Origin of the sequence: Ideonella aquatica, assembly GCF_018069755.1 — a bacterium.
GTDB lineage: Bacteria > Pseudomonadota > Gammaproteobacteria > Burkholderiales > Burkholderiaceae_C > Ideonella > Ideonella aquatica.
This window is the reverse complement of sequence record NZ_JAGQDE010000041.1, coordinates 1-25,439: the sequence shown is the minus strand read 5'-3', so window position 1 is coordinate 25,439 and position 25,439 is coordinate 1. Positions and strand designations below refer to the sequence as shown.

21 protein-coding genes and 1 pseudogene are annotated in these 25,439 nt (G+C 70.1%); 10 read left to right on the top strand and 12 right to left on the bottom strand.

Annotated features, from left to right (window positions below):
- The 4 genes and pseudogenes from KAK06_RS23055 to KAK06_RS23040 all read left to right on the top strand — a co-directional run.
- Positions 1-774, top strand: a pseudogene (locus KAK06_RS23055) (hypothetical protein); the annotation flags it as partial.
- Between the two features lie 81 nt (positions 775-855).
- On the top strand, positions 856-1,113 hold the full coding sequence (locus tag KAK06_RS23050; protein ID WP_210804521.1) for a BTH_I0359 family protein: 258 nt from the start codon (positions 856-858) through the stop codon (positions 1,111-1,113).
- 49 nt (positions 1,114-1,162) lie between these two features.
- Positions 1,163-3,454: an ATP-binding protein gene (locus KAK06_RS23045; RefSeq protein ID WP_210804520.1), complete on the top strand. Its 2,292-nt coding sequence runs from the start codon at positions 1,163-1,165 to the stop codon at positions 3,452-3,454.
- 92 nt (positions 3,455-3,546) lie between these two features.
- Positions 3,547-5,676, top strand: a complete 2,130-nt coding sequence (locus KAK06_RS23040) for a putative bifunctional diguanylate cyclase/phosphodiesterase (protein ID WP_210804519.1) — start codon at positions 3,547-3,549, stop codon at positions 5,674-5,676.
- Here the strand turns inward: KAK06_RS23040 and KAK06_RS23035 are convergent, their stop codons facing one another.
- On the bottom strand, positions 5,677-6,798 hold the full coding sequence (locus KAK06_RS23035) for a 3-deoxy-7-phosphoheptulonate synthase (protein WP_259373649.1): 1,122 nt from the start codon (positions 6,796-6,798) through the stop codon (positions 5,677-5,679).
- A 75-nt stretch (positions 6,799-6,873) separates the two neighbouring features.
- On the opposite strand from KAK06_RS23035, the gene KAK06_RS23030 reads away from it, so the two are divergent.
- Positions 6,874-7,173, top strand: coding sequence for an antibiotic biosynthesis monooxygenase family protein (locus KAK06_RS23030; protein ID WP_210804517.1), 300 nt, complete (start codon positions 6,874-6,876; stop codon positions 7,171-7,173).
- Positions 7,174-7,220: 47 nt separating this feature from the next.
- Here KAK06_RS23030 and KAK06_RS23025 read toward each other — a convergent pair whose 3' ends face one another.
- The 6 genes from KAK06_RS23025 to KAK06_RS23000 form a co-directional block, all read right to left on the bottom strand.
- Complete coding sequence (locus KAK06_RS23025; protein ID WP_210804516.1) at positions 7,221-7,793, bottom strand: YceI family protein; 573 nt, start codon at positions 7,791-7,793, stop codon at positions 7,221-7,223.
- Between the two features lie 44 nt (positions 7,794-7,837).
- Positions 7,838-8,398 carry a YceI family protein gene (locus tag KAK06_RS23020; protein WP_210804515.1) on the bottom strand — a complete coding sequence of 187 codons (561 nt, stop codon included), beginning with the start codon at positions 8,396-8,398 and terminating at the stop codon, positions 7,838-7,840.
- A gap of 20 nt (positions 8,399-8,418) precedes the next feature.
- Complete coding sequence (locus tag KAK06_RS23015) at positions 8,419-8,952, bottom strand: cytochrome b (RefSeq protein ID WP_210804514.1); 534 nt, start codon at positions 8,950-8,952, stop codon at positions 8,419-8,421.
- 79 nt (positions 8,953-9,031) lie between these two features.
- Positions 9,032-9,922 carry an NUDIX hydrolase gene (locus KAK06_RS23010; RefSeq protein WP_210804513.1) on the bottom strand — a complete coding sequence of 297 codons (891 nt, stop codon included), beginning with the start codon at positions 9,920-9,922 and terminating at the stop codon, positions 9,032-9,034.
- 106 nt (positions 9,923-10,028) lie between these two features.
- Entirely contained in the window at positions 10,029-12,101 is a 2,073-nt protein-coding gene (locus tag KAK06_RS23005) for a sensor histidine kinase (RefSeq protein ID WP_210804512.1), read from the bottom strand.
- Between the two features lie 2 nt (positions 12,102-12,103).
- A complete protein-coding gene (locus KAK06_RS23000; RefSeq protein ID WP_210804511.1) occupies positions 12,104-12,907 on the bottom strand; it encodes an ABC transporter substrate-binding protein in 804 nt (267 codons plus the stop codon).
- A 189-nt stretch (positions 12,908-13,096) separates the two neighbouring features.
- Here KAK06_RS23000 and KAK06_RS22995 point away from each other — a divergent pair, with 189 nt between their 5' ends.
- A complete protein-coding gene (locus tag KAK06_RS22995) occupies positions 13,097-13,606 on the top strand; it encodes a hypothetical protein (RefSeq protein ID WP_210804510.1) in 510 nt (169 codons plus the stop codon).
- A 4-nt stretch (positions 13,607-13,610) separates the two neighbouring features.
- Here the strand turns inward: KAK06_RS22995 and KAK06_RS22990 are convergent, their stop codons facing one another.
- Positions 13,611-14,015 carry a YkgJ family cysteine cluster protein gene (locus KAK06_RS22990; protein WP_210804509.1) on the bottom strand — a complete coding sequence of 135 codons (405 nt, stop codon included), beginning with the start codon at positions 14,013-14,015 and terminating at the stop codon, positions 13,611-13,613.
- 137 nt (positions 14,016-14,152) lie between these two features.
- Here KAK06_RS22990 and KAK06_RS22985 point away from each other — a divergent pair, with 137 nt between their 5' ends.
- Positions 14,153-17,443, top strand: coding sequence for an AAA family ATPase (locus KAK06_RS22985; RefSeq protein WP_210804508.1), 3,291 nt, complete (start codon positions 14,153-14,155; stop codon positions 17,441-17,443).
- 166 nt (positions 17,444-17,609) lie between these two features.
- Positions 17,610-18,299 carry a hypothetical protein gene (locus tag KAK06_RS22980; protein ID WP_210804507.1) on the top strand — a complete coding sequence of 230 codons (690 nt, stop codon included), beginning with the start codon at positions 17,610-17,612 and terminating at the stop codon, positions 18,297-18,299.
- A 425-nt stretch (positions 18,300-18,724) separates the two neighbouring features.
- Here KAK06_RS22980 and KAK06_RS22975 read toward each other — a convergent pair whose 3' ends face one another.
- The 3 genes from KAK06_RS22975 to KAK06_RS22965 all read right to left on the bottom strand — a co-directional run bounded on the left by KAK06_RS22975 (position 18,725) and on the right by KAK06_RS22965 (position 22,541).
- Positions 18,725-20,119: a type II toxin-antitoxin system HipA family toxin gene (locus KAK06_RS22975; RefSeq protein ID WP_210804506.1), complete on the bottom strand. Its 1,395-nt coding sequence runs from the start codon at positions 20,117-20,119 to the stop codon at positions 18,725-18,727.
- Positions 20,119-20,460, bottom strand: coding sequence for a helix-turn-helix domain-containing protein (locus KAK06_RS22970; protein ID WP_210804505.1), 342 nt, complete (start codon positions 20,458-20,460; stop codon positions 20,119-20,121). The genes KAK06_RS22975 and KAK06_RS22970 overlap by 1 nt, the downstream gene beginning before the upstream one ends.
- A gap of 803 nt (positions 20,461-21,263) precedes the next feature.
- Positions 21,264-22,541 (bottom strand): helix-turn-helix domain-containing protein, encoded by a 1,278-nt coding sequence (locus KAK06_RS22965; RefSeq protein WP_210804504.1) that lies wholly within the window; start codon positions 22,539-22,541, stop codon positions 21,264-21,266.
- Between the two features lie 291 nt (positions 22,542-22,832).
- On the opposite strand from KAK06_RS22965, the gene KAK06_RS22960 reads away from it, so the two are divergent.
- Both KAK06_RS22960 and KAK06_RS22955 read left to right on the top strand, forming a co-directional pair.
- A complete protein-coding gene (locus tag KAK06_RS22960) occupies positions 22,833-23,105 on the top strand; it encodes a hypothetical protein (RefSeq protein WP_210804503.1) in 273 nt (90 codons plus the stop codon).
- A 319-nt stretch (positions 23,106-23,424) separates the two neighbouring features.
- Positions 23,425-25,359, top strand: a complete 1,935-nt coding sequence (locus tag KAK06_RS22955; RefSeq protein ID WP_210804502.1) for a hypothetical protein — start codon at positions 23,425-23,427, stop codon at positions 25,357-25,359.
- On the opposite strand, the gene KAK06_RS22950 is transcribed toward KAK06_RS22955, so the two are convergent.
- Positions 25,341-25,433 (bottom strand): integrase core domain-containing protein, encoded by a 93-nt coding sequence (locus KAK06_RS22950; protein ID WP_310741126.1) that lies wholly within the window; start codon positions 25,431-25,433, stop codon positions 25,341-25,343. The two genes, KAK06_RS22955 and KAK06_RS22950, sit on opposite strands and share 19 nt — an antisense overlap.
- Between the last annotated feature and the right edge of the window lie 6 nt (positions 25,434-25,439).

The following is a 25,439-nucleotide window of genomic DNA, read 5'->3' as shown; positions in this document are numbered from 1 at the left end:
GCCGCACCGCCGCTGGTCGTGCCGACCACCGCGCCGCCGCGGCCGCGCCAGGCCGCCCGGCCAGCGCCCGAGCCACCGCCCCCGGCCGCTGCAAGCGCCGAGCCCGCCGCCCCGCCAAGCGCGCCGACCGATGGCGTCTGGCCGCGCTACGCCACCCGCCTGCCGCCACCACGCACGCTGCGCTTTGCCATCCGCCGCGGCGACGAACACGGCGAAGGCCTCTGGGACTGGCAGCACGATGGGCAGCGCTTCGAGTCCCGCCTGAGCGCCGAGCTGGGCGGCCGCCGCCTGATCGAGCAGCACAGCCAGGGCGGTTTCGACGACCACGGTCTGGCACCCGAGCGCGCGCTGGAGCGCGAGGCCCGCGGCGCCGCACGCGCCGTGAACTTCCAGCGCGAGCACGGCTGGCTGAGCTTCTCGGGCCGAGCGCAGGCCTGGGCGCTGCCCGACGGCGCCCAGGACCGGCTGAGCTGGCTGCCGCAGCTGCTGGCGGTGCTGGCGGCACAGCCGCAGTGGGCGGTGGGCAGCACGCTGCGCCAGCCGGTGGCCGGTGCCGATGGCGACCTGGGCGCCTGGGACTGGACGCTGATCGACACCGAGCCGCTGGACGGCCAGCCCGCGCTGCACTGGCAGCGGCCCGCGCGGCGCCCGTACGACCACCGCATCGACCTCTGGCTCGAGGCCGAGGCGCCGCATTGGCCTCTGGCCTGGCAATGGTTGCGCACGCCGGGCGGAAGTGCGGTACGCTGGAGCCGGCTGGACCAGGCGCCTTGAAAAGCACCCCCCGGTCGCCACCTGCGGGGCCTGAGGGTGCGTGTCCCTCCGACCACAACCATGACCGATGGAGGGCTTTCGATGATCGTGCTCTACAACTCCGACAGCTTCGCGGTGATGCAGATCGACCTGCAGCCCTCGTCGGGTGATGCGGTCAGCGGCATCGAGATCGTCGACAAGCAGACCCGCAAGGGCATCTTCCTCGACGGTGAACTGGCCGAGCTGTTCCGCGCCCAGGTCGAGGCCCTGGCCGACGACGACGAGATCGACCCGGCCGACATCGACGCCCACCTGGCCCGCTATACCGGCGCCGGCTGGCAGCCCACCGTGCTGCACTGACACCGTCGGCGCCAGCCCCAGGCCGCGCCGGCACCCGGAGGTTTCGCCGATGGCCCGCAGCCGGCTCGACACGACGGCGCTGCTGCCCTCGCCCGGTCTGGCCGAGGCGCCGGTGCTGGACCGGCGCTGCACCCACTTCGTGCTGCTGCTGGTGCTGGGCCAGGGTCCGCGGCTGCAGCTCCGGCGTGACTGGGGCAGCCTGCTGTCGCTGGTGGGCCGCCACCTGGTGTGGCCTCAGCCGGTGCTGCGTCGGCTGCGCGAGTACCTGTCGCGCCGCTGCGCCGGCAACCGCCTGTGGAGCGGCCATGAACGGCTGAGCGACACCGCCTTCATCGCCCGCCACGGCGTCTGGCGCGGACCCTACGAAGAGGGCAGCCTGTTCTTCCACCTGGATGAACACCTGAAGGACGAGCCCAAGGACCTGATGGCCCTGCTGCGCGCCACCGCCGACTGGCTGGGCGCCGACCTGCGCCGCCAGCAGACCCTGGTCGAGCGCAACCTGGACGCACTGGCCGGCCTGCTGCAGCTCAACCCGGCCGAGCGCGCGCTGCTGCTGTACGGCACGCTGGCGCGCTACCAGCGCGAGCTGCGCGGTCTGCTGGTGGAGTTCAAGGTGGGCAGCGCGCAGGAGGCCTATGCGCTGCTGGCCGGCGTGGCCGGTGTCGACGAGCGCGAGGTGGCCGACGCGCTGCGCACCGGCTCGCGGCTGGAGCGCATCGGCATGGTGGAGAACCTGATCTCCGAGCACAACATCACCGACCTGGCCGACCTGATGAAGGTGTCGGAGCAGCTGCCGCCGGTGCTGATGCGCGAGTACCACGGCCCCGACGAGCTGATGGCGGTGTTCACCCGGCCCGCCGAGCGCAGCACGCTCAGCAGCGAGGACTTCGCCTTCGTGGCCGACGATGTGGCGGTGATCAGCCGCCTGCTGGAGCAGGCCGTGGCGCGCAAGGCCAAGGGCGTCAACGTGCTGCTCTACGGCCCGCCGGGCACGGGCAAGACCGAGCTGGCGCGGGTGTGCGCCGAGCAGGCCGGCCTGCAGCTCTATGAGGTGGAATACGCCGACCGCGAGGGTCACCCGCTGGGCGGCCGCGACCGTTACCGCTCGCTGCAGATCAGCCAGGTCTTCCTGGACGGCAGCGCCCGGGTCGCGCTGCTGTTCGACGAGGTGGAGGATGTCTTTCCCACGCTCTCGGGCGACACCGCGCAGCTGGTGGCGCGGCTCGACGCTGGCGATGGCGGCACCGGCAGCGTCAGCGGCAAGGCCTGGGTCAACCAGATCCTCGAGAACAACCCGGTGCCGGTGATCTGGGTGACCAACCGCATCGAGCAGATCGACCCGGCCTTCCGGCGCCGCTTCCAGTACCACCTGGAACTCACCTCGCCGCCACCGGGCGCGCGCGAGGCCCTGGTGCGGCGCGCGCTGGCCGAGCTGCCGGTGGACGACGCGCTGGTGGCGCGCCTGGCTGGCCGCCCCGGCCTGACGCCGGCGCAGATCCGCACCGCCGCCCGCTTTGCCCGACTGGCCGGCACCGAAGCCGATGCGCAGGCGCTGATCGAGCGCCAGCTGGCCCATGCCGACAAGGCGCTGGGCCAGCGCGACCGCGGCGCCGCGGCGCGGCCGGTGGTCACCCGCTGGGACCTGTCGCTGCTGAACATCGACAGCCGCTTCGCGCTGCCGGCCATCCTGGAGGCGCTGCGCCGCCGCGGCCACGGCACGCTGTGCTTCCATGGCCCACCGGGCACCGGCAAGACGGCGCTGGCCGAGCACATTGCCACCTCGCTGGGGCGGCCGCTGATGGTGCGCCAGGCGTCGGACTTGGTCAGCAAGTTCGTCGGCGAGACCGAGCAGGCGCTGGCCCGCATGTTCGAGGCCGCCCAGGCCGAGCAGGCGGTGCTGCTGCTCGACGAGGCCGACAGCTTCCTGCGCAGCCGCCGCCTGGCCGAGCGCAACTACGAAATCACCGAGGTCAATGAGATGCTTCAGGGCATGGAGCGCCACGCCGGCCTGTTCATCTGCACCACCAACCTGTTCGAGGAGCTGGACGAGGCGGCGCTGCGCCGCTTCACCTTCAAGATCCAGTTCAAGCCGCTGGACGCCGCGCAGCGCCAGCGGATGTTCGTGGCTGAGGCCCTGCAGGGCGGGGAGGCCGGACTCGATACCGAGCGGCGCAGCCGCCTGGCCGCGCTGGACCAGCTCACACCGGGCGACTTTGCCGCGGTGCAGCGGCAAGCCGAGCTGCTGGGCCAGGCCCTGACGCCCGATGAATTCTTGAGTCAGTTGGAGGGAGAACACCGCTTGAAGCCCAGCGTGCGACAACAGCGGCACATCGGTTTCTGAGTGGTGGCAGCAAAGTGTGCGTGAGCCCGTCACGAAACGGGGGTTCAGTTGCTTGCGGGAATTCCGATAGCAAGGGATAAACCTGCCCAGTGATGGATTCCCAGACCCTTATCCCCGTTGCCAACGGCGTGGCCAGCCTGAGCGCCTCGCTGATGGGCATCCTGCTCTTCGCCCTGATCGGCCACGCGGACGAGCGCCTGCGCGCCGGTCGCCAACCGGGCGCGCTGGGCTGGCTGGCGGCCTTGTCGCTGGCTGGCGGCAGCGGGCTGTGGGCCATGCTGTGCGTGGCCCTGGCCGGCATGGGCCTGCCCTGGGACCTGCAGTTCCGTCCGGCCATGCTGGCGGCCAGCTGGGGCGTGGCCATTGTCGGCATGGCCGGTGTGCTGTCGCTGTCGCTGCTGTGGCCGCACCGGCCCTGGCTGCGCGTGCCGGTGCAAGCCGGCGTGCTGGGTGGCTTGTGGCTGCTGGCGTCCGCGGTCGCCGCCCATGCGCTGCTGTGGCCGGCCCAGCATCGGCTGCTGGACAGCCAGGCGGCGGCCGTGGGTGCGATCGCCCTGGGGGCGCTGGTGGGCCTGGGCGGGCTGGGCCACCCGCGCTTCAGCCAGGTGGCACGCGTGGAGGTGCGGGTGTGGGTGGGCGCGCTGGCCTTTGGCCTGCTGTGCGGACTCGCGGCGGAGCTGAGCATCAGTGCGCTGGCCTTTGCGCCGCCGCCGGCCGGTCCGCGGGGGGAGGGCGCCGACCCCGGCGTGGTGTGGCTGCTGTGCGGCGCCGGCACCGGCCTGCTGGTGCTGGGCGTGTTCGGGGCGCTGGCCGATGCCGGCTCGCGCCGCCGCCAGGCCAGCCTGCGCGCCTCGCTCAACGTGGCCCAGGAGCGCCTGCGCGAGCAGGCCTTGTCCGATCCGCTGACCCGGCTGCCCAACCGGGCCCTGTTTGAAGAGCGCCTGGCCCAGCAGCTGGAGCAGGTGCCCGCCGGCGAGCGTGAATCGCTGGCCGTGCTGTTCATCGACCTGGACGGCTTCAAGCCGGTCAACGACTCCTTCGGCCATGCCGCGGGCGACTCGGTGCTGGCCGAGGTGGGCGAGCGCCTGCGCAGCCTGGTGGAGCCGCAGGACCTGGCGGCGCGCGTGGGCGGCGACGAATTCCTGCTGCTGCTGCAGCTCGATGGCGACGCCACCCGCGGCCCGCGGACCGCACAGGCGGTGCTCAAGGCCATCTCGCGGCCCTACCGCCTGCCCAACCTGGTCGAGGTCAACCTGTCCTGCTCGATCGGCATCGTCACCTACCCGGCCCACGGCCCGGGCAACAAGCTGATCGCCAATGCCGACGCCGCGATGTATGCGGCCAAGCGTGCCGGCGGCTCATCCTTCGCAGTCTTCGCCCCCAGCATGGACCAGGACGCGCGCCTGCAGCTCGAGTTGCAGCACGACCTGCGCACCGCGATCGAGCGCCATGAGCTGGAGCTGTACTACCAGCCCAAGGTGCATGCGCTGTCGGGCCAGATCACCGGCGCCGAGGCCCTGGTGCGCTGGAACCACCCCACCCGCGGCATGATTTCACCGGCGGTCTTCATCCCGGTGGCCGAGCGCTTTGCGCTGATCAGCGCGCTGGGCTACTGGGTGATCGAAGACGCCTGCCGCCAGGTGCGCGAATGGCTGGACCAGGGCCTGCGCATGCGCGTGGCGGTCAACCTGAGCATGCAGCAGCTGCGCCAGGACGACCTGGTGCCGCGCATCCGCGCCGCACTGGAGCGCTTTCGCATCGAGCCCTCGCTGCTGACCTTCGAGATCACCGAGTCGGTGGCCATGGAGGACAACACCCTGCGCGCGCTGGGCGCGCTGTCCGGCGTGGGTGTGTCGCTGTCGATTGACGACTTCGGCACCGCCTACTCCAACTTCGCCGCGCTGCGCAAGCTGCCGGCCAAGCAGCTGAAGATCGACCGCAGCCTGTTCACCGACATCGATGAAAGCGGCGACGCACTCGCCGTGGTCGACGCCATGATCAAGATGGCCCACGCGCTGGGCCTGAAGGTGGTGGCCGAGGGCGTCGAGACCGAGCGCCAGCGCGACCTGCTGCTGGCCCTGCACTGCGACGAGTTCCAGGGCTACCTCTACGGCCGCCCGATGCCCGCGGCGATGCTTTCGCTGTGGGCGCTGGGCGAGGGCGAGACCCACCCGGTGGATTTCCGCGCGTCGCTCTACGACCCCCGCGTTCTCATCAACTGATCAGCCCTGCCGGCGCGCCACCACGGCCGCCGCCAGCGTGCGCAGCAGCGGCTCGGTATCGGCCCAGCCGATGCAGGCGTCGGTGATCGACACGCCGGGCTTGAGCGGCTGGCCGGGCACCGCGTCCTGGCGGCCTTCTTCCAGGTGGCTTTCGATCATCACGCCGGTGATGCGGCGCTCGCCCGCGGCGATGCGCGCGGCCACATCGGCGCCCACCTCGATCTGGCGGCGGTGCTGCTTGGACGAGTTGGCGTGGCTGAAGTCGATCATCACCTGCTCGCGCAGGCCGTTGGCGCGCAGCACCGCGCAGGCGGCGTCGACATCGGCGGCGGCGTAGTTGGGCTGCTTGCCGCCACGCAGGATCACATGGCAATCGGCGTTGCCGCGGGTCTCGAAAATCGCCGCCTGGCCCATCTTGGTCATGCCCATGAAGGCATGCGGCGCCTGGGCGGCCAGGATCGCGTCGGCGGCCACCTTGACGCCGCCATCGGTGCCGTTCTTGAAGCCCACCGGGCAGGACAGGCCGGAGGCCAGCTGGCGGTGGCTCTGGCTCTCGGTGGTGCGGGCGCCGATCGCACCCCAGGCCACCAGGTCGGCGATGTACTGTGGCGACAGCAGGTCCAGGAACTCGGTGCCGGCCGGCAGACCCAGCTCGGCCACCTCCAGCAGCAGCGCGCGGGCGCGGCGCAGGCCCTCGTTGATGCGAAAGCTGCCGTCGATGCGCGGGTCGTTGATGTAGCCCTTCCAGCCCACCGTCGTGCGCGGCTTCTCAAAGTAGACGCGCATCACCACCAGCAGCTCGCCGACCAGCTCATCGGCCACGGCCTTCAGACGGCGCGCGTAGTCGATCGCCTGCGCGTGGTCATGGATCGAGCAGGGGCCGACCACCACCACCAGCCGGTCGTCCTGACCGGCCAGCACGCGGGCGATGCCGGCGCGTGCGCCTTCGACCAGGTCCTGCGCCGGGGTCGGCAGCGGCAGCTCATCGAGCAGCAGCGCCGGTGAGATCAGCGGGCGCACCGCGCCGATGCGCAGATCGTCCACACGCGTGCTGTCCTGGGTGGCGGCAGACGTGCCGACCTCGTGGTCGTGCTGCCAATCGTCGGGGCGGGGGGTGCTCAAGCGCGGTCTCCGGAATGCGGCGGGGATCATAGCCGCGTGGCACACTGGCTTTCCTGACGACGCCTGCCGCCCACCATGATTCTTGAAATCGCCGACATCCGCATCCAGCCGGGCCGCCAGGCCGAGTTCGACGAGGCCATCCAGCGCGGCCTGACCACGGTCATCGCCCAGGCCCCGGGCTTTCGCGGCTTCAAGGTCAACAAGGGGCTGGAGAGCCCCGAGCGCTACGTGCTGCAGATCTTCTGGGAGACGCTGGAGGACCACACCGTGGGCTTCCGCGGCTCTGAGCTGTTCACGCAGTGGCGCGCCGTCGTCGGGCCGTTCTTTGCGCAACCGCCGCTGGTCGAGCACTTCACGCTGCTGGCGCGCTCATAGAACCAAGGGGGCCCGCAGGCCCCCTGATGGCAAGCTGCGGCAGGGCCTTACTTGGCGGCCACGGCCTCGATCGACAGCGTGATCGTGACCTCGTCGCCGACGTAGGGCACGTACTTGGCGGCGTTGAACTCCGAGCGCTTGATCACGGTGCTGGCGTTGGCGCCGATGGCGTCCACCTTCATCATCGGGTGGGCCTGGTTGACGAAATGCGTGACGGTCAGCGTGACCGGCTTGGTGACGCCCTTGATGGTGAGGTTGCCCTCGATCGAGGCCGGCTTGTCACCGTCGAAGACCACCTTGGTCGACTTGAAGGTGGCGGTGGGGAACTTGGCGGTGTCCAGGAACTCCTCGCCCTGGATGTGGCCGTTGAACAGGCTGGAGCCGGTCTCGACCGAGGTGGTGTCGATCGTCACGTCGACCGAGCCGGTCTTGGCGGCCTTGTCGAACACCACGGTGCCGGTGGTCTTGTTGAACTTGCTCAGCTGGGTGGACATGCCCAGGTGGTTGTACGAGAAGCGCGGGAAGGTGTGCGTCGGGTCGACGTTGTAGGTCACCGGCGCGGCGATGGCGGGGATGGCGGCGGCCAGCACGGTGGCGGCGAAGAGCGAACGCAGGTTCATCGAGAAACTCCCTGAGAGGGTGGGGGTGGAACGAAAGAGAGGCCTCACAGCGGCGCCATGCCGCTGATCGCCAGCTTGAAGTTGACGACGACGTCGTTGGCCACCATCGAGGTGTCGGCCCACTCGCCCTCGCCGATCTTGAAATCGAGGCGCTTGATCGTGAACGCGCCAGTGACGGTGGTGGCGCCACCGGCCTGGCTCAGCGCCACCGGCACGACGATGTCCTTGACGTTGCCCTTGACGCTGAGCTTGCCGGCCACCTCGAACTTGCCGCCGCCCAGGCCCTTGATGGCGCTGGACTGGAAGCTGGCGGTGGGGAACTTGGCCACGCCGAACCACTCGGGCTTGGGCAGCTCGGCATCGGTCTCCTTGGCGCCGAAGCTGGCGCTGCCGGTCTGGATGGCGAAGCTGACCTGGCCGGCCTCGGGCTTCTTGGGATCGAAGCGCATCTGGGCGGTCCACTGCTTGAAGCGGCCCTGCATGGCCACGCCCATCTGCTTGGCGCTGAAGCCGATCTCGCTGCTGGCGGTATTGACCACCGGGTCGGCGGCCAGGGCCGTGGCGCTGAACAGCGCGAGCACGGCGGGGATCAGAACACGGTTCATCGGAGTACTCCTGTGGGGGCTCAGCGGCCCGGACGCATGCGGTTGATCAGGCCATCGCGGTCGATGACGTGGTGCTTGATGGCGGCGGCCACATGCAGCACGACCAGCAGCGCCATCAGCCAGGCCAGGGATTCATGCCAGGGCTTGATCAGCTCGGCCAGGGCCTCGTCCTTGGGCACGAAGTCGGGCAGCGGCAGCACGCCGAACCAGACGATCGGGAAGCCCTTGGCCGAGCTGTAGGCCCAGCCCGCCAGCGGCACCAGGAAGAACAGCGCGTACAGCGCGTGGTGCGTGGCGTGCGCGGCCCGTTGCTGCCAGCGGGGCGCCGGCACGTCGGCCGGCGGGCGATGGGTGAGGCGCCAGGCCAGGCGCAGCGCCGACAGGGCCAGGATGGTCACACCCGCCCACTTGTGCCAGTTGTAGAGCTTGAGCTTGGCCAGCGAGTTGGGCAGGTCGGCCATGTACAGGCCGACGCCGAAGGCACCGACGATCAGCACGGCCAGCAGCCAGTGCAGGGCGATCGCGACGCCGGTGTAGCGTTCAGAAGAATTCATCGGGGATCCTGGGGAAACCATGGACAGCAGTGTCCGATCCGCCAGGGGCGCGGAGGTTCACCCCGATGCACGACGGGCTTCAGTGGTTTTGAAGCGTCGGCTCGATCCGGGCCGCAGCGTCGCCCGCCACCTGCAGCGCGGCCAGCGCCTGCACCGTGGCAAGGTCCAGCAGACCGTGGCGCGCAGCAAAGTCCAGTGTGGCCAGGCCGGCGTCGGTGGTCAGGGCGCCGGCGCGTACCTCGGCCAGCGCCTGGTCCACCGGCAGGCAGCGAAAGCCGGCCACCTCGCCGTCCTGGTTCTGCGGCACCCGGCCCGGCGGCAGCGGCAGGTCAAAGACAAACAACCACTCGCGCTGCAGGCCCTCGGGGATGTCGCAGTGCAGCGCCAGCACCTGGCCGGCACGCAGGTCGGCCAGTTCGGACGGCTGCAGGCCAGCTTCTTCCCAGGCCTCGCGCAGCAGGGCCTGGCGCGGCGTCTGGCCCAGCGGCACGCCGCCGCCGATCAGGTTGTCCAGCAGGCCCGGGTCGGTGGGCTTGTGCGGCGAGCGCTGGGCGATCCACAGGTGGCTGGGCCGGCCGTCGGGGCCGGCCAGCCAGCCGTTGCAGTGGGCGCCGAAGGTCAGGGCGCCCCAGAAGCGCGATGCGGCCCGCTCGATCACCGCGCAGCGCTGACCATTCTCGTCCAGCCAAGGGTAGGGCTCGTCACGCCAGGCGCGGATCCGACCCTGGGCCTGCAGGGCGCGGTGTACCGCATCCAGGGCGGTGTCCAGCGCGGCGCCGGGCGGGGCCAGCAGGTGCACCGCGTCGGGCGCGCAGCGAAACAGCGCGGGCCAGGCGGTCAGCGCGTTGCAGTCGGCCCAGGCGACGCTGCCCAGGCGCGGGGCCGCGGGGCCGTGCCCCAGCCGCACCGGGCAGCGGGTGGCGGGGTCGTGGTCGCGCGCCCGACGCAGGCAGGGCCAGACGGGGCTCATGGTGGCCAGCCGCCGACGCGTTGCCGGCGCTGCGCCAGACCGCGGGGATCGGGCATGCGCGCGAGTATCGCAGCGCGCCAACGGCAGGTGGTTCGCGCAGCGCGGCTCAGAGCGCCGGCAGGCGGATCTCGAACAGCGCGCCGCCGCCCTCGGCGTTCATGGCGATGATGCGGCCACGGTGGGCGGCCATGATCTTGCGGCAGATCGCCAGGCCCAGGCCGGTGCCCCCGGAGCCGTCCTTGGTGCGGGTGGATTGGGTGAAGGGCTCGAAGATGCTTTCCAGCTCGTCGGGCGGGATGCCCGGGCCATGGTCGCGCACGCGCAGCACCAGGTCGTCGCCCTGGCGCGACCAGCAGGTGTCGATGACCGACCCGGCAGGCGCGAAGCGCAGCGCATTGGCCAGCACGTTGCGCAGCACCTGCTGCAGGCGGAAGCTGTCGCCATGCACCAGCAGCGGCAGCTGGTCGTCGGGCAGCGCCAGCTGGATGCTGCGGCTGGCGGCCAGCGGCGCCAGCTCGGCCACCACCGCGCGCACGGTGGGCACCAGGTCGATCACCGCCAGCTCGCTGCGGCCGAAGGTGGCCTCCAGCTGTGACAGATCGAGCAGCGCCTCGACCAGGGTCAGCATGCGCTCGCCGCCCGCGTGGACCATCGAGAACATCTGCTGCTCGCGGCTGTTGGCAGCGGCGCGGTCGCAGCCCAGCTCGGAGAAGCCCAGGATGCTTTGCAGCGGTGTGCGCAGCTCGTGGCTGACATTGGCGATGAACTCGCCCTTGGCGGCGTTGGCCTGCTCGGCCGCCTCCTTGGCTTCGCGGGTGCGGCGCTCGGCCTCGCGAAACTCGCTGACATCGACCAGGCAGGTGATGGTGCCGCCGGCGTGCCCCCCCGGATCGGCAAAGGCCATGTGGCGCACCACCACGTCGCGCAGCAGGCCGCGGCCGTCGCGCAACTGGGTCTCGTGCTGGGCCGCGCTGCCGCGCTGCAGCAGGCCGGCGCCCAGCGAGGGCGCCAGCGCGGCGGCGGTGTCCTCGCCCAGCGCGGGCGTGGCCTGCTGTCCCAGCAGCGCCGCCGCGTCACGGCCGGTGAATTCGCACCAGGCGCGGTTGACCCGGACGAATCGCCCCTGGGCGTCCTGCACCGCCATCGGCACCGGGCTGACTTCGAACAGGCGGTCGGTGAAGGCATCCTGGGCGGCCAGCGTGCCCCTGGCCTGGCGCAGGTCGGCGCTGACCAGTTCGTGGCCGCGCAGGCTGCGCCAGGCCAGCGTGGTCAGGGCGGCGATCAGCGCCAGGGCCAGTGCGCCGCCGATCAGCGCGCCGTGGCGCACCTCGGCCAGGCGCACATCGACCGTGGCATGGGGCGTCTGGACCAGGACCACCAGCGGTGCGCGGCGCACCGATCGCCAGGCCAGCAGGCCATCGACATCGTCCAGGCCGCGGGCCGCCTCGACGCCGGATTCGTGGTCCGGCAAGTGCCGGGTGAACAGGTCCAGCTGCGACTGCCGGCTGCCTGGCAGGGCGCGCAACTGGTCGGTGGCCGCCACCAGCGTGCCCTCGTAGGCCAGCAGCGCGCCGTCGAAATGGGTGCCGCTGAGCGTGAGCTGCTGCTGGTTGGCGACGAAGTCGGTGCTGATCAGCGCCACCAGCAGGCCTGCATCGCCCGGCAGCGGCCAGGTCAGCGGCAGCACGGCCACGCCGGCCGGGGCGCGCTCACCGCGCGCCATCTGGGCCAGGTCGCGCGCCGGCTGCAGCGGTGCCAGGCCGCCCGGGCCGGCGGTGATGGCTGCGCGTGGCAGTTGCCACCCGCGCGCGCCGGGCTGCGAGCTGGCGCGCACCCGCCCCTCGGCATCGAGCCAGCTGATGCTGCGCACGAAGGGCAGGCCGCGCACCGTGGCAGCGAGCAGGTTGTCGACATGGGGCGGCGCGGCGGGCTCGGATTCCAGCGCCGGGGCCAGGGTCTGCAAGGCCAGCTCGGCACCGCCGATCAGCCGCGCGGTCTGGTCCTCCAGCACCCGCGCGTACAACTCGGCGCGGCCCTGCACGTCGGACTCGATCTCCAGGCGCTCATAGCGCACGAACGCCGCCAGGCCCAGCACCAGCGTCAGCGCCAGCAGCAGCCCGGCCCAGGGCAGGGCGTCGCTGCGCAGCCAGCGTGGCAGCGAGCCGGGTGCGGCGGCCATCGTCAGCGCACCACCACCTCGCCCAGGCCGGCGCGCTGGGCCGCGGTGGCCAGGCGGCCATCCTTCTTGATCTGTGCCACAAAGGCGTCGGCACGGGCCAGCCACTCGGCATCGCCGGGCTTGACGGCGTAGGCATAGGGCAGCACGTGGAAGGGCTTGGTGGGCGGCACCAGGCGCGCCCAGTCGGCGTTGTCCAGCAGGCGCCGGCTGTAGGGGTAGTCGGTCATGAAGACATCGACGCGTCCGGCCTCCAGTTCGCCCTCGCGGGTTTGTGGCGGCTTGACCACCACCATCGTGGCCTGCTTCAGCGCGGCCTTCATGACCGGCTCCATGAACGTGCCGGCCTGCACCGCCACCTGCACGCCGGGCTGATCGATGTCGTCCCAGTTGCGGATCGCCCGGTTGCTGCGGGTGGTGATGCCGTAGATGTCGCTCTGCAGATAGGGGTGGGTGAATTTCAGCTTCTCGGCCCGCGCGGGCAGCACGGCCACCGCGTGCATGGAGATGTCGCAGCGGTCGCCCAGCAGGTCGTCGATCAGCTTGGGAAAGGAGCTCTCGACATACTGCAGCTGCACGCCCAGGTCCTTGGCGAAGGCGGCGGACAGCTCGATGTCAATGCCACTGAGCTGCTGTGTGCGCGGGTTTCGCCAGGTGACACCGTAGTAGTCGGGCCAGATGCACACCCGCAGCGTGCCCGAGGCCTTGACGCGGTCAGCCACGGCGCCGGCGTGGGCCGGGGCGGCAGCCAGTGCCGCGAGTGCGGCGGCCAGCAGGATCGGACGGGTCAGGGCACGGGGCAAGGTCATGGCGATTCTCCAGCAGGGACCAGGGATGGATGTTGCCGTCGTCGCGGACACCACGAGCCGCCGAACAGCGTGGCCTTTCGGTCCTTCACCGAGCGATGTCCGGATTGTGGCGCCCAGCGCGTCTTCTTCAGTACGGACCCGCTGCTGCGGACCCGCCCCCTCACCCCCAAGGACCCAAGGAGCCACCCCATGAACACCCTCGCCCGCTCGTTCGCCGCCGCACTGCTGCCGCTGGCCGCCCTGCTCGCCGCGCCAGCCGCCCAGGCCCAGGCCGTCGACGATTGGCAGCACACCGTGCCGGCCTGCGCACCCGACGGCCTGAACTCGCTGCGCTTTGCGCAGATCAACGCACCGGCCGGCTTCGTGCGCGCCAACAACCCCGATGGCGGCGTGCTGCAGTTCACCTGCAATGTGCTCGACTCGTTCGCCACCATGAATCCGCTGTGGAACCGCATGGTCCTCCAGTACCGCGACGCGGCAGGTGGCCGGGTGATGGCGTCGCTGTATCAGAAGAACAAGACCACCGGCGTGTCGGCCATGATCGCCAATGTCGTCAGCCCGGCCTCAGTGGCGGTGGCCAATACCTCGGTGGCCGCGCCCGCGATGGACTTCGGCATCAACACCTACTACATCGTGGTGTCGATCCAGGGCTCGGCGCAGAACCCGCCGCAGGCCCACACCGTGATGCTGGTGCAGTGAGCGTTCAGGCCCGCGCCGTGCGGGCCCCATAGGGGCAATGCCCCGGCCGCGGCCCGACCTGCGGGTGTCGGCGGCAGGTGTCGGGCCGCTGCGCGTAGACCGTGCAGCGGCGCGTCGCCGCATCCAGGTAGCGGCAGTCTCCGCTGGCCCGCCGCGGCAGCGTGAAGACGCCGGCCTTGGCCGTGTAGCGCTCGATCTGTCCCGCCTTGAGCAAGCGCCGGGCGATCAAGCGGACCTCCTCGTGCTCGGCTTCGAAGGGATCGACCAGGCCCAGGCGCACCAGGTCGGCCAGCCGCACCTCGACCGGCATGGTGCAGCAGTTGGCCTGACAGTTGTCGCACAGGCCGGCCCGGTAGCGGGTCCAGGTGGCCAGGCGTTCAACGTCGACGATGTGGATCGGGGAACGCATCGGATGCCAATTGTCACGCCCGTGTGGTGCGCCCGCGCCCGGGATAACAGGCAGGTAACGACCTGGCAGGAGACTGGCGACAGGAAGTAACACCGCCCGGGCCCCGCGGCCCGTCCCCGACGTCTGCACTGTCCACCATGACAACTCCGCCCAGCCCCGGCCTGGTCAAGATCCACCTGACGCGCAGCCCCTGCCTGGTCCTGCCAGAAGGCGCCTCGGTGCCCCTGTCTCGCAAGGACGCCGCGTTGCTGGCCATTCTGGCCGTGGACGGCAGTGCCGCCAAGGATCTGGTCGCCACCATGCTGTGGCCGCGCGACAACCCGCAGGGCTCGCGCCTGAACCTGCGCCAGCGGCGCTTTCGGCTCACCCGCACCGCTGGCGCCCCGCTGGTGGAAGGCGACGACCAGCTGCGCCTGAGCAGCCGCGTCGAGGACCCGCTGTCGGCCTTGGCCGAGGGCCCCGGCACCGCGGTGGCGCCGCTGGGCGCCGATCTGCTCGACGGCCTGGAATTCGACGACTGCCCGGATTTCGCCGGCTGGCTCCGGCAGGCCCGTCCGGCCTGGCGGCAGCGCCTGCTCGACCGCATGGCGCGGGAGTCTGACCACCTGGAATCCATGGGCCGCCTGCGCGAAGCGCTGGCCATGAGTCAGCAGATCGTGGCCGCCAACCCGTACTCCGACCTCGCCCACCGACGGCTGATCTGGCAGCACTTTCTGGGCGGCGATCTGGGCAGTGCGATGGCCATCTACCAGGCTTTCTGCAACCGCCTGGCCAGCGACCTGGGCGAGTTGCCCGACGACGCCACCCAGAACCTGGTGGCCCGGATCCGGCAGGGCGAATTCGCCAGCACGCCCACCCTCATGCCCTCGACCGCCAAGCAGTGGCTGCCGCGCTGCGTCGGCCGCGAGGCGCAGCTGGCCGCGCTGCAGCAGGCCTGGACCCAGCGTCAGCCGGTGCTGATCGAGGGCGCTCCAGGCATCGGCAAGACCCGCCTGATCGGTGAAGCCATCCGCCGCCTGGGCATCCACCGCGCGCTGTACCTGCCCGCCTATGCCGGGACCACCGAGCGGCCCTATGCGCTGCTGGCGCGTCTGCTGTCGGCGCTGTGGGCCGCACCGCACGGGCTCAAACCACAAGGCCAGCGCAGCCTGCCGGAGTGGGCGCTGCGTGAGCTCTCGGCCGTGCTGCCGGAGCTGCACGAACGCGGCAACGAGGTCCAGGCCACACGGCTGCTGCGAGCCGTCGAGATCGCCCTGTCGCAGGCCGACATCGACCTGATCGTGCTGGACGACCTGCAGCAAGCGGACCTGGCCACGCTGGAGCTGCTGCCGGCGCTGGCCCAGCCCACGCTGCCGCCCTGGTGGCTGGCCTGCCGGGCCGGTGAGCGCCCGGCGGCGCTGGACACCTGGATCCGTGCCGCCGGCGCACCGTTGATGCTGGAGGTGCTGCCGCTGGACAGCGCCGCGGTCAGCCTCTTGATCGACGACGTCGACGCCCTCGGTCCGCTGCCTGCCGACGCTGCCGAGTCCATCCACCGTGCGTCGGGCGGACTGCCGCTGCTGGCGGTCGAGCTGATCAGGTCGATGGCCGAAGGCGTGTTCGGCGACGGCCTGCCGCCGTCCCAGGACATGGCCAACCACCTGCGGGTGCGTGAGGCCAGCCTGCCCCCGGACGCCCGCCAGCTGGCCCGCGCCGCGGCGGTGCTGCGCGCGCCGATCCCGCCGCAGACTGCGGCGGCCATCCTGGGCGACTCGCCCGATCGCTGGCGTCAGGCTTTGCGTCAGCTGGACGCGATCCACTGGGTTGACGGCGACGCCCGCATGCACGACATGATCGGCACCTGCCTGCGAGAGGGCATGCCTGACGTCGACCGCATCCGCCTGCACGAGCAGATCGCCCATTGGCTGGAACACAGCCAGGGCCCTGGCGTCGAGGCCGCACTGCACCATGAGGCCGCCGGCCGCCCGGTGCTGGCGGCGCCGCTGTACGAACGCGCGGCCCAGGAGGCTGCGCGCGCCGCCCGGGTGGCCGAGCAGGCCCGCTTTCAGCAGCAGGCGGCGCGTTGCTGGGAGGCCGGCGGCCATCTCGACAAGGCCTTCGAGGCCCTGCGCGCCAGCATCGGCCCACTGACGATGGGCCAGGGTGTCGACGCCGCCCTGCCGGTGGCCGAGCGCCTGTGCACGCTGGCGCGCTGGCCGCGCCAGCACCTGCTGGCCCGGCTGGAGCTGGCCGATCTGGCGCTGCACCGCGGCCACTATGCCGACGCCGAGCGACTGGCCCGCGAGCACCTGCCCGTGGCCCAGACCCTCAAGGACGTCGACGCCACGCTGCAGGCAGGCGCCACGCTGGCCTATGCGCTGGGCGGACAGACCCGAGCCGACGAGGCCTTCCAGACCCTGGCCACGCTGCAAGGCTTGCTGCCCCAGGCGTCGGTCGACGCGCGACGGCATTTCCTCAGCGCCCAGGCCGCCGTCTGCTGGCAGGCGGGACAGCTGGCCCGGTGCGCCCAGCACACCCAGGCGCTGCTGGATCTGCTGGTGGAGCAGCAGCAGTGGAGCGACGCCACCGTCGAGGTCAGCAACCTGGCGGCCATCCGCACCCAGCAGGGCCGCTTCGCCGAGGCCGACGAGTTGCTGCGGACCACCCGCACCTGGCGCGATTTTCTGGGCCCCCTGGAGGGTCACATGCAGGCCGGCCTGGACGTGACGCGTGCCGTCACCGACCTGGGCCTGGGCCGCGTGGCCAGCGCGCTGCAGCACGCCTGGCGCGCCCTGCACGAGTGCCAGCGCTCGCCTGAGCTCGGGCGCATCGGTGCCCGTGCGGCCGAGGCGCTGGTGCGCACCCACTTGTGCGCCGGTCAGCCCGGCGCCGCGCGCCAGGCGCAGGCTCGCCTGGCCGATGTCGCGACGCCGTCCGTGCGGGCCCGTGCCTGGCTGCTGATGGCGGCCATCGACAGTGCCGAGGGCCAGTTGAGTGAGGCGTCGCTCGAGCAGGCCTTCAGCGCCGCCACCGACGCCAAGGATCCGCTGCTGCAGCTGCGGGTGCAGGCCGAGCAGCTGTGCTCGCGCCCCGGCCATGCCGATCTGGCCGCGATCGAGGCGGTCGAGCAGCAGGCCCGACGGCTGGAGCAGGACGCCCTGGCGGCCCGGCTGGCCTGGCACCGCGTGGGCATCTGGCTGGCGCAGGGCCAAGGGGCCCCCGCTGCCGCCCTGGCGCAGCAACTGCTGGACGACTCCGCCCAGCCCGAGGACATCCTGCCCTGCCATTGGTTGGACCTGGGCGCCCGTGCCCTGCAGGCCGGCCAGCTGTCCGGCAGCGAGGCCGTGGCCCGCCGCGCCCGGGCCGCGCACGCCACCAGCACCGAGAAGCTGCCGCCCGACGAGGCGCCGCCCCGCGTGTGGCCCCGGTTCGCCAAGGGGCGTTCATGAGCACGAATGCACTGAAATCAGCGGTCTCGCGGTTCCGCCCTGCTGCGTCCGCCCACCGCGATCCATACACTTTGTTACAGCCTCCCCACGATCCCCTTCCGGCTATCGCCGGCCACCCTGTGCCAGGCCTTCCGCGTCGGGCACCCTTTACCCACCTGGAGTACCCATGAAGACCCCCTCCGCCTCACCCAAGCTGCGCGCCGGCATCGTCGCGCTGGCGCTGACCGGCCTGGCCGGCAGTGCGCTGGCCGACGCCGCCAACCCCAATGCCGACACCAGCGTCAGCTCGGTCCGCAACGCCGACAACAGCACCACGGTGACCATCTCCGGCAGCTGGTGGTGGCCCAAGCAGAACTGCAGCGGCCGCTACGGCGTGGCCTGGGGCGTGGACTGGTGGGGCGTGAGCACGCGCACCACCCCGCTGCCCAGCTTCACAATGACGAACGCCACCGTGGTCCTGGCGCACGGCAGCACCCAGCGCGCCAGTGTCAACCCCGCGGGCGCGATCGCCATCCCCGGCGGCACCTACTTCCACACCGGCGCGAACTTCTCCGGTGAGGTCCCGTTCTCCGGCTCGACCTGCCAGGTGGTGGTGCGCAGTGGCGTCAGCGGCGCCACCGGCGCCTGGTCGGCCCAGGCCACCTACCCGGCGGGCGCCCAACTGCCGCCGCAGCTGTGCGTCAACATGTACGACCCGCACGGCAGGGCCGGCAGGCCCAGCGACAAGGCCGCCGACCTGAGCCCGATCCTGCAGAAGGACAACTCGATCCAGACCAACGCCTACACCCCCGGAGGCGGCAGCTGCGCCGTGCTGACCCCGCCGCCGCCCCCGCCGCCGCCGCCCGTGAATCCCTGAGCACCACGCACTGAGGGAGGAGCGCAGCCCCGCGTGGGCGGGCTGTGGAGAGGGCCAGGCTGATGCCTGGCCTTTTTTCCTTTGGAAAGCGGGCGATCCGCACAACAAAAAGCCCTTGATCCTTTTGGAATCAAGGGCTGGGCTGTCTTCACCGACACGCGGATTTTCAACGCATCTTCGCCGGTTTCTTCAACAACCCAGTTGGAGCCGCCAGGCCGTCGAGCAGTGGCGCAACATCAAGTTCGCACCGCAGCTGGTGTGGGTCAGCGGCTGAGAAGCCCGACCGGCATGACATAGGAGCGCCTTCGGGCGCCCTTTTTCGTTGGGGTGGCGGCCCACGCGGCGCGCGCTTTGGGGCAGGAAGCAGTGGTGCCAGCGGGCAGGCGGTCGGCAGACCTTTGCGACCTGCACCACCGATGTGAGCGCTACGGTGTGCCCTTGCGGATTTCGGCTTCGAGCGCTGGCGAGGCAATGTCGCCGAGGTCCCGGAACGCACGCGTGAGCTGGTCGATGAGTTGGCCGTTGGCCCCGTGCTCTTCGAAGCAGGTTTTCCACTGCCGCACCTCGCCCCAGACACGGCGCATGATGCCCACCGCCGTCGGGCGTTCCGGTACGAAGGCGGCGTAGTGGCTCAAGGCGTTGTCCAGGGTGGCAAGCTTGCCCTGCTCGCCCACCCCCAGGTGGAGTCGGCGCTCGCTGGCCAAGACGGGTCGCGGCACCACGTCGTACAGCGGGCTGAGCACCCATCCACCCAGCCGCGGGTCGCGCACGAAGCCGTGGTTGCGCAGGTGGTCGTCGTCGTTGGTGACGAAGATGTTGAGCACCATGCGCGCAAACATCTCCTCGGCGTTGGCCTTCACCACGATGGGATGGACGTAGCGGCGGATGGCGCGGCCCAGGTCGGCATAGGCCTTGTCCGGCGACTCAAGCTCGCTGCAGGCCACCAGCGTGAGACCGCTGACAAAGGGGAGCCGCCCTTCCACCCGACCGTCGCCCGGGCGGGTGTCTTGCAGGGCGCCTTCCGGCAAGGGTTCGCCCGCCTGGGCCCAGTAGCGGTCGAACCTGCGGATGAGCATGACCGGCCGGCCTCCCAGGTCCAGGTAGCGCACCTCGGGCACGGTCAGGCCGCAGCGACGGGCCAGTTCCAGGGTGCAGGTCTCGGCCCGCGCCACGTCGAAGGTGTCGCCCTTGGCCGGAAACTTGGCCAGCCAGAGCGCGCCCGCTTCGTCACGCACCGCTGCTTTGGGCCGTGCGCCACCGGCCGACGGACCGGCGCCCAAAAAATGTTCAAGGTTGGCCGGCACGGGCGCGCCGTTCTCGACCGCCTCTGCCGCCTGCAGCACGTACTGCAGCGAGTGCATGTCACTGGCCGATGGCGAATCGGGACTGGTGCGCGTCTCCCGCACGTCCAGTGCCCCCACCCGGTCGCCGCCGGCGTGCAGCAGGTACTGCACCTCCAGCAGGCTGTTGGCCGGCGCCTTCAGGCGCGCCTCGATGACCCGGCGTCCCCAGGCATCGGGGGCCGCGTCGCGAACGCCACCGAACTCCCCCAGCCCGTTGACCGGGAAGAGCACCTTGCCCTTGATGCCCTGTCGGTCCCCGAACGCCAGGCTCACCGGGTCCAGCTCGAAGGACTCTGTGCGGTCGAGGTACCCGATGCCATAGGCGAACTCGCTGGCCAGCTCGCGGTTCTGCACGTTCGCGCCGTCGGTCTCCGTCAGGCCCAGGATGCCGGAGGGCACGAACCGGTGCCCATCGCGATGCCCATCGGCTGGCCCGATGTGGCTGAAGACGTAGACCTCGGACTTCTTGCGTGCCATCAGAAGTCCAGCCGCTCCAGCTCGGTTTTGCTCAGGGTGCGGACACGCTGGGTGGTCTCGCGCGCGGCCAGCGCCTGCAGCGACGGGTCGTCTTCCTTCAGCAGCGACAGCAGGCTCACGCCGGGCGCAATCGCCTCCAGGTACCGCAGGATCTGCGCCTGGGTGCGGCTGAGGTCCCCCTTCTCGAGCAGCACAGCCGTGGACCGGGAGAGCCCGGCCCGCGTGGCGGCGTCGGCTTGCCGAATCCGCCGGGCCATGCGCAGGCGCGCCAGCTTCTCACCGAGCTGGCGCGCCTCTTCCAGGCGCTCTGGGGTCATCAGGGGGTGTTCGTTGCGCTTCATGGCTGCAATCTCAGTCTCAAAGATTATAGAGACCGTGATTGCAGACATTTTGACGTCGGTCCATGAGGACGTCAAGTTTGCAATCACAGTCACAAATCTGTTTGCGTCTGTGATTGCGGACATGAACTCCCGACAAGCCGCCCAGTTACTCGCACCACTCACCAAGACTTGGCCCCGCCCAGCGGACGTCTGAGCCGGCGGCCAAGGATGACCTGATGAGCGCACATCGTGTCGCCAGACGGCCGCGCGCGACGGCTTTAGGCCCCCTGGAGCGCACCAGGCTACCGCCGACAACCGCCTCGCACTCTGTCTCCCGGTGGGCGTTGTAGGGGAACTGCGGAAAACGCCTCCCGGGAAGCAAAAAAGGCGACCCTTGGAAGGCCGCCTTCTTCTGCAAGTCCTTGATGTACAAGGAGAAATTCTTGGTGGCCTGGGGCGGAATCGAACCACCGACACGCGGATTTTCAACCCCTGGCGCAGCCCCGCAGTGTAGCGCGAAAAACGGCGGGAAGGCAAGCGCCGATTGGAAAAATCGGCGGCCGAACATCCTTCCGGATGCGCCTTCCGGTTCATCGAGGGCGGAAAGCCCGGGACTCCAAGCGCCGCGCGGCTTCAGCCCTTCTGGACATGCGCGAACAAGCCTCTTCGATGCAGAGCCGAAAAACCGCAGCCGGACCGGAGCGCTGGCGCCGGTGGCGTCCGGATCAAGCCTTGTCTTTGTTGGCTTCCGCTGGTTCGGCGCTCCGGTTGGCACCGGCGGAGCCCCTGCCGGACTGACCCGGAGACGGACCGGAGGGTGCAATTCAGGCGGACTTGGCGCGCCGGTCGATCAGGCTCCGGCCGGAGAACATCCAGGCCAGCTTGCTGCGGTGGCGGCCGCCCCGTAGGTGCACGCGCAGGATGTCCAAGGTGGCGCGCGCATCACTGTCGAAGTGGGAGGGGAGCATGTCGGCCTGTACGGTGATAGGCCCGGCGCGCGCACCGTCGAGCACGTCGATGTAGTGAGCCAGATTGTTCGCGTCGGCAGGCACGTGCAGGAGGACGGGAGCGGAGTCCGTCTTCAGATGCTGGCGCAGGAAGTGACGAGCTTGAACCGCCAAGCTGTCCGGGTGTGTGCTGTCGGCCTGCAGCCTGAGGACGGCGACGTGGGGCGTCAACGCTTGTAGGTCCAGCAGCGCAAGCAGCATGCCGTCCTCGGCCGTGTGCCGCGACCGTGTAGGGCCTAGGTGCCGGCTGGCAGTGCGCGTGTGCTCCACCGACACCAGCCGCAGGGGCACCACGCGCAATGACCAGTGCTGGCAAGCCGGGCCTGTACTTTGAAGAGCCGTCAGGTGGACCGCCCTGTCCCGGGATTGCCAGTGCCGTCGGATCAGGGCCGCATGGGTGGGCGCGGCTACCGCCCGCGTCGGCGCTGAGGCCGCTGCAACGGACTGGCGCAGCGACGCGATGTACGCGTCCCTAAGTGCAGCCTTCCTGCGCTGGAAACGCCCGGCCTCGGAGATCTCGTGGAATAACAGCTGGCCCGCCCAAGCCTTCTCGCTGAGTTGGCGCGCGAGCTGCTGGACCTGCCCGGTGGATGCCGGTGCCCAGCCCAGCAATTCCCACAGGAGCATCTGCTGGGTTTGCAAGGGGGGCAGGTCCTGGCCGGTCGGGTTGGTGACTGATGCCCCGGCGGCGGTGAAACCCCAGCGCTTCAAGTAGCTGCCCAGGGTGCGGGCGCTCATCGGCGCCCGTCGCTGCCCGAGCACCGCGTTGACCAGAGACATTACGGATGCGCGCGTCCAGCGCACGTCACCGTGAGCGGCGGGGTCGGGTGGGCCGGATAGGAGGCGAGAACGGATCGCGTGCTCCTCGCCGGGGGACAGCATGCGCCCAGTGCCCGACTTGCGGCCTCTGGCGGCCGGCTTCAGCCCGTCCATGCCGGACAGCAGAAAGCGCTTGATGGCGTCAGCCACGGTGGGCCTGCTTGCCCCGGTCAAGCGCGCGATCTCAGCCTTGTTGCGCACCCCGCGCTGGAAGTGCTCCACGATGGCCCGCCGTTGGCCGTAAAGCGATTCGTCGGAGCGTCCAGATCGCGGCATCGAAGCAAAAGTGTAAAAGCAATTGCTGCCGCTAGTGATTGGCGCCAAGTCGACGAAAGCCGCGAGGCTGAGATGCCGCGCGGTCAAGCGCACAAGGCCAGGAGGGCTCAGGACGATCGCCGGGCGACCAGCGCGATCACTTTTTCAGCGGGGGGGCAGGGGGGAGGCCTGCGCTAACGGATGTGGGGGACTTCGGTGCCACGGGAATGATGCGCTCACGCTGTGTGCCGGACTGCCCGACGGCACCCACAGCGGGATCGTCAACCACCTACCTCTTCCAGGAGAAATCCCATGTCTCAAGGCCTCTACCAACTCCCCAACTACACCAGCTTGAACCTGAGCATGGTGCACATGATCAAGCTCCGCCCTGGCAAGGGCCTGCTGCTGATCAACTCGTACAACAAGCCGATCGACATCGTCGATGAAGACGAAGACGATGTGTCCGTGGCCTTCAAGGTCGAGATCGAGAAGCAGATGGCCTCGGGCCGGAAGTGGACCCAGTCGAACTGGAAAGCGATCCGCGAGGCGGTAATCGCCAACCGCACGCAGCAGGCCGCAGCCTGATCAGTCGTAGCGGGGGGGCAGCCCCGCGCGGCCTGCGCGCGCAACACGCGCCGCCACACACCTTCAACGCGCCAACACCAAGCAAGCCGGGCCCAGTGCCCGGCTTTCTGCTTTTCCGGCGATCAAACTGGCGGATGTGGGTGGACCATGGCGTGCACGCGCACAGCGCCCGCAACGCGCGTGCTGCCGTCCTACGCCCATGCCACGCCGCCCGCCGCCACCGGAACCGCCCTCGCTGCCGCCAGAGCCGCCCGCGCCACCTGATGGTCGGGGCGGTGCTGGCCCAGCCTACGACCCGACACCGGCCTGGCAGGCATGGTTGAAGTTCCGGGAGGGGGTGTATAGCCAGCAAACTTCAACCGCGCTGGAGGACACCGAGCAGGACGACTACCTCGATGGCGACGGCCCTGAAGCGGACAGCGACGACCCCGCGAGCGCCGACAGCGACAGCTTCGACCTCGACGCCCAGTACGACAAGATGCTGTCGGATGCCGAGAAGGAGCTGGAGCAGGACCTCAAGGCGCTGGAAACGCCTGATGTGCCGCGCCGCGCCACAGGCGAGGCCCTGTGGATCGGTTTCGACGGGGAGTGGTACCAGACCGGTGACACCGAGAACACCATCCTGAGCATCCAGCTGTACGTCCCCCCGGACCAGCCGTGCTTTCGGATGCCGCTGCGCGATGAGGACCCGGGCATGCATCGCCGCCGGATCGAGCGCCTGAGCTGCATCGTCTACGCCGATGGCCCGGGTCAGGATCAACGACCGGAGCTGGGCCGCGCGCTGCAGCGCATCGTCACTAAGGCCATCGAGCTGGGTGTCATGGCGCAGGAGCCTGCCGAAATCGTTGTGGTTGGCTTCGGCCTGCGATTCGACCTGGCGGCGCTTCGCGACTTCCAGCAGATCAAGCGAGACATTGACGCCGTGTCTGGGCGCGTCGCCACTGTCAACGCCTTGGCCGAGCTGGGCCTGACCTGGCGTCACAGGCTTGCTCAGGCGCCGGCTCCATCTCCAGACGAGCCGCGCGTGCCCGGCTCGAAGGCGCTGATGGCAGGCGACGAGCTGGGGCGTGTGCTGATGAAGGTGCGCTTCATCGACGCAGCTTCCTACGTGCCGATCGGTACCAGTCTGAGGTACGTCGGCAAATTGGTCGGGCGAGAGAAGCTGGGCATACCAGCGCCGTACTCGATCGCGCGGATGGACGAGTTCCTGCGCAAGAACCGCGCCGCCTACGAGGACTATGCGCTGCGCGATGCCGAGATCGCCGTGCTCTTCGCCATGCGTGTGCGGGACTTCGCTCGCGACCGCCTGGGCCTGGGCAATCTCTCGCCGACAGCGGGCGGCCTGGCGCTCAAGTGGTTCCTGAAGACGGTACCCGAGACCTTGCAGCTGTCCGCGTTCGGCCTGGAGAGGGTCCGACATGAAGGCTGGCACCAGGCCAGTCGACGCAAGACCACGCACACGGTGGCCGAGCCCACGCCGATGCGGCGCCTTCAAGAGGCATTCCTGACGGACTGCTTCAAGGGTGGCCGCAATGAAGCGTACTGGCTCGGGCCGACCGATCCGACGTTAGGACCGATCTGGGACTACGACCTTGCCAGCGCCTACGCGACCAGCCTGCTCGACCTCAAGCGCATCGACTTCGAGCACCCTGGCTTCAGCAACCGCATCGAGGACTACCTGGGCCATGTGGCCGGCTACGCGCTGGTGGACTTCGAGCACCCGGATGATGTGCGGTTTCCAGTCTTCTCGATCAGCGTCGGCAGCAAGGGGCTGATCTTCCCGCGGCGTGGAACGGCCTACGCCACTGCGCCAGAGATTCTGGCGGCACACGGCGTGGGCTGTCGCATGACGATCCGCTGGGGCGTGGTGTACCGCTGGGTGACGACGCCGCAGCCCGAAGGCGGCGCCGATGTACAGGAAGAGCTCCCCCGAGACCGGCTGTTCTTCGATTTCGTCAAGGTCGTGCGCGAGACGCGCAAGCAGCTGAAGGACGAAGAGGCGCAGCTGGCACGACAGGAAGGGCGTGAGCCCCGCAAACTGTTGATCGAAGAGCAGTTCGTCAAGCTGCTGGGCAACTCGCTGACCGGCAAGTGCTCGCAAGGGCTGAGGCCGAAGAATGTCTACGACGCGCGGGGGGCACGTAGCGTGCGGCTGCAGCCATCGGCCGTGACCAACCCGGCGATCGCGGCTCACATCACCGGCTTCATGTATCGACCCAGCGGAATCTGCTCAGTTCAAGCCGCTATTGCATAAGCTTCAGCGGGGGTCCTCATGTTCAGCGCCTGATGAGGGCGCCGGTGGTTATAGAAGTGGATCCAGTCGCCGATCAGTCG

Coding starts and splice junctions, on each gene's coding strand:
- KAK06_RS22965 (WP_210804504.1), bottom strand. CDS start 22,541: ATGCCGCGATCTGGACGCTCCGACGAATCGCTTTACGGCCAACGGCGG.
- KAK06_RS22980 (WP_210804507.1), top strand. CDS start 17,610: ATGAAGACCCCCTCCGCCTCACCCAAGCTGCGCGCCGGCATCGTCGCG.
- KAK06_RS22985 (WP_210804508.1), top strand. CDS start 14,153: ATGACAACTCCGCCCAGCCCCGGCCTGGTCAAGATCCACCTGACGCGC.
- KAK06_RS23015 (WP_210804514.1), bottom strand. CDS start 8,952: ATGAATTCTTCTGAACGCTACACCGGCGTCGCGATCGCCCTGCACTGG.
- KAK06_RS23010 (WP_210804513.1), bottom strand. CDS start 9,922: ATGAGCCCCGTCTGGCCCTGCCTGCGTCGGGCGCGCGACCACGACCCC.
- KAK06_RS22990 (WP_210804509.1), bottom strand. CDS start 14,015: ATGCGTTCCCCGATCCACATCGTCGACGTTGAACGCCTGGCCACCTGG.
- KAK06_RS23020 (WP_210804515.1), bottom strand. CDS start 8,398: ATGAACCGTGTTCTGATCCCCGCCGTGCTCGCGCTGTTCAGCGCCACG.
- KAK06_RS22975 (WP_210804506.1), bottom strand. CDS start 20,119: ATGGCACGCAAGAAGTCCGAGGTCTACGTCTTCAGCCACATCGGGCCA.
- KAK06_RS23005 (WP_210804512.1), bottom strand. CDS start 12,101: ATGGCCGCCGCACCCGGCTCGCTGCCACGCTGGCTGCGCAGCGACGCC.
- KAK06_RS22960 (WP_210804503.1), top strand. CDS start 22,833: ATGTCTCAAGGCCTCTACCAACTCCCCAACTACACCAGCTTGAACCTG.
- KAK06_RS23025 (WP_210804516.1), bottom strand. CDS start 7,793: ATGAACCTGCGTTCGCTCTTCGCCGCCACCGTGCTGGCCGCCGCCATC.
- KAK06_RS23040 (WP_210804519.1), top strand. CDS start 3,547: ATGGATTCCCAGACCCTTATCCCCGTTGCCAACGGCGTGGCCAGCCTG.
- KAK06_RS23000 (WP_210804511.1), bottom strand. CDS start 12,907: ATGACCTTGCCCCGTGCCCTGACCCGTCCGATCCTGCTGGCCGCCGCA.
- KAK06_RS22995 (WP_210804510.1), top strand. CDS start 13,097: ATGAACACCCTCGCCCGCTCGTTCGCCGCCGCACTGCTGCCGCTGGCC.
- KAK06_RS22970 (WP_210804505.1), bottom strand. CDS start 20,460: ATGAAGCGCAACGAACACCCCCTGATGACCCCAGAGCGCCTGGAAGAG.
- KAK06_RS23030 (WP_210804517.1), top strand. CDS start 6,874: ATGATTCTTGAAATCGCCGACATCCGCATCCAGCCGGGCCGCCAGGCC.
- KAK06_RS23045 (WP_210804520.1), top strand. CDS start 1,163: ATGGCCCGCAGCCGGCTCGACACGACGGCGCTGCTGCCCTCGCCCGGT.
- KAK06_RS23050 (WP_210804521.1), top strand. CDS start 856: ATGATCGTGCTCTACAACTCCGACAGCTTCGCGGTGATGCAGATCGAC.